Source organism: Microbacterium sp. K35 (assembly GCF_004794375.1).
Taxonomy (GTDB): domain Bacteria; phylum Actinomycetota; class Actinomycetes; order Actinomycetales; family Microbacteriaceae; genus Microbacterium; species Microbacterium sufflavum.
Genome location: NZ_SSDM01000278.1, coordinates 1 through 7,294 on the forward strand (window position 1 = coordinate 1; position 7,294 = coordinate 7,294).

7 protein-coding genes are annotated in these 7,294 nt (G+C 70.6%); 1 reads left to right on the forward strand and 6 read right to left on the reverse strand.

Going from position 1 to position 7,294, the window contains the following annotated elements:
• The coding region (locus tag DW299_RS19080; protein ID WP_205814373.1) for a hypothetical protein at positions 1-217 on the reverse strand (217 nt) is incomplete at its 3' end.
• Positions 218-497: 280 nt separating this feature from the next.
• On the opposite strand from DW299_RS19080, the gene DW299_RS10700 reads away from it, so the two are divergent.
• The gene (locus DW299_RS10700; RefSeq protein WP_136034030.1) at positions 498-1,115 is read left to right on the forward strand and encodes a vitamin K epoxide reductase family protein; all 618 of its coding nucleotides are present in this window, start codon (positions 498-500) and stop codon (positions 1,113-1,115) included.
• A gap of 63 nt (positions 1,116-1,178) precedes the next feature.
• Here the strand turns inward: DW299_RS10700 and ndk are convergent, their stop codons facing one another.
• The 5 genes from ndk to DW299_RS10725 all read right to left on the reverse strand — a co-directional run.
• On the reverse strand, positions 1,179-1,595 hold the full coding sequence (ndk, locus tag DW299_RS10705) for a nucleoside-diphosphate kinase (RefSeq protein ID WP_136034032.1): 417 nt from the start codon (positions 1,593-1,595) through the stop codon (positions 1,179-1,181).
• A 1-nt stretch (position 1,596) separates the two neighbouring features.
• Complete coding sequence (locus DW299_RS10710; RefSeq protein ID WP_240744651.1) at positions 1,597-2,019, reverse strand: DUF4233 domain-containing protein; 423 nt, start codon at positions 2,017-2,019, stop codon at positions 1,597-1,599.
• Complete coding sequence (locus DW299_RS10715; RefSeq protein WP_136036569.1) at positions 2,016-3,368, reverse strand: bifunctional folylpolyglutamate synthase/dihydrofolate synthase; 1,353 nt, start codon at positions 3,366-3,368, stop codon at positions 2,016-2,018. Before DW299_RS10715 ends, DW299_RS10710 begins: the two co-directional genes overlap by 4 nt.
• Positions 3,365-6,754: an isoleucine--tRNA ligase gene (ileS, locus tag DW299_RS10720; RefSeq protein WP_136034039.1), complete on the reverse strand. Its 3,390-nt coding sequence runs from the start codon at positions 6,752-6,754 to the stop codon at positions 3,365-3,367. Before ileS ends, DW299_RS10715 begins: the two co-directional genes overlap by 4 nt.
• Positions 6,755-7,006: 252 nt before the next feature.
• A partial coding sequence (locus DW299_RS10725) for an AAA family ATPase (protein WP_240745377.1) occupies positions 7,007-7,294 on the reverse strand: 288 nt, incomplete at its 5' end.

Genomic DNA, 7,294 nt, shown 5'->3' on the forward strand with positions numbered 1-7,294 from the left:
CATCGTCGGCGGCGGCGGCCGCGTCTTCCGCGGCGGCGTTGTCGGCGGCGAGCTCGTCTGCGGCGACGTCGGCGGCGATGTCCGCCGTGTCGTCCTCGGCGAGCGGCGCGACGAGCGTGTCGTCGGTCGCGGGAGCCGTGGGCTCCGTCACCGGATCCGCGGCACCAGCCGGGAGATCGAGAGCGGAGGGGTTGTGGTCATTGTTCTCATCGGCCATCTCTGGCGTACTCCCTGCACGGGCACCGGGTGCTCCGTGAAATCTCATGCGGTACCCGCGGGTTCCGCGAACTCAATCGGCGTGCGACCGGCTCTGGGCTCTGGTCGCGTGGGGCATGGGCCCCGAAGTCTGCGTCGATGCGTGTCGCGGCGGCGCCGTTCATCGCATCACAGGTCATTATCGCACCACATGGCCCCGTTCGCGGCATCGGTGATGATGGCGCGTTTTCCCCGGGGCCGTTCTCGCCCCATCCATAGCACTCGCTGAGATAATCCTGAACATGAGCGAGCAGCGCACCCGCCCCGTCGTCTACGCCGTCTGGTTGATCGTCGCGGCCGTCATCGGGTGGTTCGCCGCCTTCCAGCTCACGATGGACAAGTTCATCCAGCTCGCCAACCCCGACGCCGACCTCAGCTGCAACGTGAGCGTCATGATCCAGTGCGGGAAGAACCTCGGCTCGTGGCAGGGCGAGGTGTTCGGCTTCCCGAACCCGATCATCGGCATCGCCGGCTGGATGGCGCCGCTGTTCATGGGCGTCGCCCTGCTCGCCGGCGCCCGCTTCCCCCGCTGGTTCTGGCTCACGTTCGGCGCCGGAATCACCTTCGCCTTCGGGCTCGTTTGCTGGCTGATCTGGCAGAGCCTGTACGCCCCCAACCTCGGCGTGCTCTGCCCCTGGTGCATGCTCACCTGGTCTGTCACGATCCCCACGTTCTTCGCGACCATGCTCCACCTCACCCGCAACGGGAGCTTCACGAGCAACGAGAAGACCCAGGCCCGCGCGAACCGCCTCATGGCGTGGGTGCCGCTCGCGACCGTCCTGGCCTACGCCGTGGTGATCCTGCTCGCGCAGCTGCGCGGGCTCGACCTGCTGGGCGAGGTCATCGGCATGGTCTTCTGAGCCGGCCGCACGCACGACGAAGCCCGTCCGCCTTCTCGGCGGACGGGCTTCGTCGTGTGGTCGTCAGTCGAACCAGATGCCCAGCTCCCGGGCGGCCGACTCCGGGCTGTCCGAACCGTGCACCAGATTCTGCTGCACCTTCAGGCCCCAGTCGCGCCCGAAGTCGCCGCGGATCGTGCCGGGCGCGGCGGTCGTCGGGTCGGTGGTGCCGGCGAGCGAGCGGAACCCCTCGATGACCCTGTTGCCCGCGAGCCGGATCGCGACGGAGGGGCCCGACATCATGAACTCCAGCAGCGGCTCGTAAAACGGCTTGCCCTCGTGCTCGGCGTAGTGCTGCGCGAGCAGGTCGCGGTCGGGCTCGACCAGGCGGATGTCGACGAGCGCGTAGCCCTTCGCCTCGATGCGGGCGAGGATCGCGCCGGTGAGGCCGCGGGCGACGCCGTCGGGCTTGACGAGGACGAGGGTTTCTTCGGTGGCCATGTCATTCACTCTCTGTCTGAGTCTCGGTCGAGGGCTGAGCGGGACGTCGTGCGTCGAGCCGAGCCCCCATGATGGTCGCATACGCCCACATGCCGCCGAAAATCAGCACGACGAGCAGCACCGCCGGCACGGCGATCGCCGCCAGGGCCACGATGATCTGCACGATCCAGCCGGCGGCGATCGCCCCCGGCTTCGTGATGAGTCCCGCGATCACGATGCACGCGAGGGCCAGCACGGCACCGCCGACGATGCCCCACCACTGCTCGATGCCCGCCGGCAGCGCCTTGAGGCCGAACAGCGTCAGACCCACGAGGAACACCACGATCGCCTCGAAGCCGAGCACGATCGGGGCGAGCTTCTGCACCAGTGTGCGCGGCGGACGGGGCCGGCGCGCGGGGCGGGAGGACGCGGCGCCGGCACTCATGCGCGCCACCCCGCCTTCCAGTCCTCGTCCTCCGAGAGCGCGATGGCCTCCCCCGCGAGCACGACCGATCCGGCGATGATCACCGCGCGGCGGTCGGAGGCGGCCGCCCACTCGCGCGCCGCATCGGCGGCGTCGGCCAGAGACGGGTGGACGGTCGCCCGGCGGCCCGACTGCTCGACGAGGTCGGCGATCATGTCGGCGTCGCTCGCACGATCCGACTCGGGCGCGGTCGCGAACACGTGCGCCGCGGCCGGCGCGAGAGTCGCCACGATGCCCGCCGCGTCCTTGTCGGCCAGGATCCCCAGCACCAGACCCCACTCGTCGAAGTCGAAGCTGTCGTCGAGGGCCTGAGCGAGCGCGGCGGCGCCGTGCGGGTTGTGCGCGCCGTCGACGATCACCGTCGGCGCGATGCCGAGCAGCTGCAGCCGCCCCGGCGAGGTGCTCCCCTGCAGGCCGTCCGAGATGATGCCGCCCGCGATGGCCCGCGAGGCACCGCCGATCAACGACTCCACCGCCGCGACCGCGAGGGCGGCGTTGTGTCCCTGGTGCGCACCGTACAGCGGCAGGTACTCCTCGGCGTACTGCCCGGCCAGGCCGCGGATCGTGAGCAGCTGCCCGCCGACCGCGAGCTTCTGCTCTGCGAGACCGAAGTCCTCGCCCTCGAAGGCGATGGTCGCGTGTCGTTCGGCGGCCACGCGACGCAGCACCTCGGCGGCCTCCGCGGGCTGCTGCGCCGAGACGACCGCTGCGCCCTCCTTGATGATGCCGGCCTTGACCTCCGCGATCTTCGCGATCGTGTCGCCCAGGCGGTCGGCGTGGTCGATGTCGATCGGCGCGAACACCGCCACGTCGCCGTCCGCCGTGTTCGTGGAATCCCACTCGCCGCCCATGCCCACCTCGAGCACCAGCACGTCGACCGGGGCGTCGGCGACCGCGACGAAGGCCAGCACCGTCAGCAGCTCGAAGAACGTGAGGGGTTCCTCGCCCTCGGCCTCCAGCTCGGCGTCGACGATCGCGACGAACGGCTCGATCTCGTCCCAGGCGTCGGCCACGGCCTCATCGGCGATCGGCTCGCCGTCGATCATGATGCGCTCCGTGAAGCGCTCCAGGTGCGGGCTCGTGAACAGGCCCGTGCGCAGGTCGTGCGCGCGCAGCAGGCTCTCGATCATCCGTGCGGTCGAGGTCTTGCCGTTCGTCCCGGTGATGTGGATCACGCGGTACGTGCGCTGCGGGTCGTCCAGGTACTGGAGCACGCGGGCCGTGCGCTCCTTGCGCGGCTGCACCCACCGCTCCCCCGCACGGCTCAGCAGCGTCTCGTAGACGGCGTCCGCCCTGTCCCTCGCGCTCATGCGCCCACCCTCTCCAGGTTCGTGTCGATCGTGACGATCAGGGGCGCCTTGCCCGCCCCGAGGGCCTTCGCCCCACTGCGGTGCACGCCGTCGCCGGGGCTCGTGACCTCGTCGACGAGACGGTCGAGCTCGTCCGTGGACTGCACCGCGAACGCGACGGCGAGGGTCTCCGCGGCGATCAGCTCGGCGTGCGCCTCCAGCGCCGGAGCCTCCGCGGGCGCCGCATTCAACGCCAGCACGATGCGGTCGCTCACGTCGAGCCCCGCGTTCTTGCGCGCCTCCTGCACCACGCGGATCGCGTCGCGCGCGAGCCCCTCGGCCTCCAGCTCCGGTGTGGTGCGGGTGTCGAGCAGCACGAAGCCGCCCGACGGCACGATCGCCAGGGCCTCGCCCTCGGGCCGGCCCGTCGTCTCCAGCACGAGCTCGTACTCCGCCGGCTCCAGCGCGATGCCGCCGGCGGTGACGACGCCGTCGCTCTCCGACCAGTCGCCCGAGCGCGCGGCCTGGATCGCCTTCTGCACGTCCTTGCCCAGTCGCGGACCGGCCGCCCGCGCGTTCACGCTCAGCCGGTGGCTGATGCCGTACTCCGCCGCGGCGTCCTCCGTGAGGGACACGAGCTCGACGGACTTCACGTTCAGCTCCTCGCGGAGGATGTCCTCGAACTGCCCGAGGTCGCCCGCCAGCGGCGACACGACGGTGAGGCGCGCGAGCGGCAGCCGCACGCGCAGCTTCTCCTTCTTGCGCAGCGCGTTGCCCACGCTCGACAGCTCGCGCACGGCGTCCATCGCGTCGCGGATCTCGTCGGCCGCCGGGAACTGCCCGGCGTCCGGCCAGTCCTGCAGGTGCACGCTGCGGCCGCCGGTGAGGCCCTGCCACACGCGCTCGCTGACCAGCGGCACGAGCGGGGCGGCCACGCGGCACAGCGTCTCCAGCACGGTGTAGAGCGTGTCGAACGCCTCGCGGCTCTGCGGGTCGTCGGTGACGCCCACCCAGAACCGGTCGCGCGACCGGCGGATGTACCAGTTGGTCAGGACCTCGGCGAAGTCGCGCAGGCGGGCCGACGCGGTGGTCGAGTCGAGGCCCTCCAGGTCGGCCCGCACCTCGCGCACCAGATCGCCCAGGCGCGCCAGGATGTAGCGGTCGAGCACGTCGGTGGAGGAGGTGGACCACGACGCCTCGTACCCGCCGTCGCCCGAGGCGTTGGCGTAGGTGGCGAAGAAGTACCACGAGTTCCACAGCGGCAGCAGGAACTCCCGCACGCCGGAGCGGATGCCCTCCTCGGTGACGATCAGGTTGCCGCCGCGCAGCACGGCGCTCGACATGAGGAACCAGCGCATGGCGTCGGAGCCGTCGCGGTCGAGCACCTCGGACACGTCGGGGTAGTTGCGCAGCGACTTCGACATTTTGTAGCCGTCGCTGCCGAGCACGATGCCGTGGCAGCTGACGCCCGTGAACGCCGGGCGGTCGAACAGCGCGGTCGACAGCACGTGCATGACGTAGAACCAGCCACGGGTCTGGCCGATGTACTCCACGATGAAGTCCGCCGGGGAGTGCGAGTCGAACCACTCCTGGTTCTCGAACGGGTAGTGCACCTGCGCGTACGGCATCGAGCCGGAGTCGAACCACACGTCGAACACGTCCTCGATGCGGCGCATCGTGCTCTTGCCCGTCGGGTCGTCGGGGTTCGGGCGCGTCAGGTGGTCGATGTACGGCCGGTGCAGGTCGACCTCGCCCTCCGGGTTGCGCGGCAGCGTGCCGAAGTCGCGCTCTAGCTCCTCCAGCGACCCGTACGCGTCGACGCGCGGGTACTCGGGGTCGTCGCTCTTCCAGATCGGGATCGGCGAGCCCCAGTAGCGGTTGCGGCTGATGGACCAGTCGCGCGCGCCCTCGAGCCACTTGCCGAACTGTCCGTGCTTGACGTTCTCCGGCACCCAGGTGATCTGCTCGTTGTTCGCGAGCATGTCGTCCTTGATGTCCGTGACGCGGACGAACCAGCTCGACACGGCCTTGTAGATCAGGGGGTTCCGGCACCGCCAGCAGTGCGGGTACGAGTGCTCGTAGCTCTGCAGGCGCACCAGACGCCCGTTGTCGCGGATGATCCGCACGAGCGGGCTGTTGGCGTCCATCCACAGCTCGCCCGCGACATCGGTCACGTTCGGCAGGAAGCGGCCGCCGTCGTCGAGCGACAGGATCGTCGGGATGCCCGCGGCCCCCGCCACGCGCTGGTCGTCCTCACCGTAGGCGGGCGCCTGGTGGACGATGCCGGTGCCGTCGGTCGTGGTGACGTAGTCGTCGACGAGGATGCGCCAGGCGTGCTGGGTGCCGTAGGTCTCCTCGTCGGCGTAGTAGTCGAACAGCCGGTCGTACGTGATGTCGGCCAGCTCCGCGCCGCGCAGCGTCGCGTCGACCGCGGCCGCCGCCTCCTCCGCGCTCTCGTACCCGAGGTCCTTGGCATAGCCGCCCAGCAGGTCCTTCGCGAGCAGGTAGCGGTGCGCCGACGACTCGACGGCGACCAGGTCGGCCGAGGGCGCGCCGCGCCCCTGATGCACGTCCGCCGCGCCCGCAGGCCCCGCGGGGAGCACGACGTACTCGATGTCGGGCCCCACGGCGAGCGCGAGGTTGGTCGGCAGCGTCCACGGGGTGGTCGTCCAGGCGAGCGCGCGCACGCCGGTGAGCCCGAGCGCCTCGGCCTTGGCGCCGGTGAGCGGGAAGGTCACGGTCACCGACGGGTCCTGGCGCATCTGGTAGACGTCGTCGTCCATGCGCAGCTCGTGCGCGGAGAGCGGGGTCTCGTCGCGCCAGCAGTACGGCAGCACGCGATAGCCCTCGTAGGCGAGTCCCTTGTCGTACAGGGTCTTGAAGGCCCACAGCACGCTCTCCATGTAGCCGAGGTCGAGCGTCTTGTAGCCGCGCTCGAAGTCGACCCAGCGCGCCTGGCGGGTGACGTAGTCCTGCCACTCGTGCGTGTACTTCAGGACGGACGAGCGCGCCTTCTCGTTGAAGACGTCGATGCCCATCTCCTCGATCTCGCGCTTCTCCGTGATGCCGAGCTGCTTCATCGCCTCGAGCTCGGCGGGAAGACCGTGCGTGTCCCATCCGAAGACGCGGTCGACCTTCTTGCCGATCATGGTCTGGAAGCGCGGGAACACGTCCTTCGCGTAGCCGGTCAGGAGGTGGCCGTAGTGGGGCAGCCCGTTGGCGAAGGGAGGGCCGTCGTAGAACACCCACTCGGGGGCGCCCTCGCGCTGCGCGATGGAGGTGCGGAAGGTGTCGTCGGTCTTCCAGAAGTCGAGCACCTCCTCCTCGATCTGCGGGAAGCGGGGGCTCGGCGCCACAGTGGCGGCCTGGTCGGCGGCGGGTCCGAAGGAGGAGCGCGGGTAGGTCATCGTGTCTCGCAGTGGTCGTCGTGGCGGATGCTGCTGCGAGGACGACCCTCGCGGACCGCGGTACCACCTCGCGTGCCGCGCCGTGCGACGCGACCACTCTCACTGCGGCTGTGACGGGCCTGCCCCGCTCGGTTCTACTGAGCCACGGCGCGGGGCCGGGACCGTTCTTCCGAGAGCTCCCCGGTGATGGCCGGATCGATGCTCGTGCTCCCAGTGTACGCGGATGCGGCACCCCGGGACCACGGCATCGGGTCAGGGGTGCGCGGTACCGGCCGCGGCCAGGAGCTCGCGCGTGAACGGGTGTCGCGGCGCGGCGAACACCTCGGCCGTCGTGCCCTGCTCGACGATGCGCCCGTCCTGCATGACCAGCACCTCGTCGGCGATGGCGCCCACCACGTCGAGGTCGTGCGAGACCAGGACCATCGTCAGCCGTCGCTCCCGCTGCAGCCGCGCCAGCAGCCGCAGCACGCGCTCGCGCACCGAGGGGTCGAGCGCGGACACCGGCTCGTCGAGCACCAGCACCTCGGGGTCGGCGGCGAG

Excerpts from the sequence above, each read along its gene's own strand:
- DW299_RS10700 (WP_136034030.1), top strand. The coding sequence starts at position 498 with ATGAGCGAGCAGCGCACCCGCCCCGTCGTCTACGCCGTCTGGTTGATC.
- ndk (WP_136034032.1), bottom strand. The coding sequence starts at position 1,595 with ATGGCCACCGAAGAAACCCTCGTCCTCGTCAAGCCCGACGGCGTCGCC.
- DW299_RS10710 (WP_240744651.1), bottom strand. The coding sequence starts at position 2,019 with ATGAGTGCCGGCGCCGCGTCCTCCCGCCCCGCGCGCCGGCCCCGTCCG.
- DW299_RS10715 (WP_136036569.1), bottom strand. The coding sequence starts at position 3,368 with ATGAGCGCGAGGGACAGGGCGGACGCCGTCTACGAGACGCTGCTGAGC.
- ileS (WP_136034039.1), bottom strand. The coding sequence starts at position 6,754 with ATGACCTACCCGCGCTCCTCCTTCGGACCCGCCGCCGACCAGGCCGCC.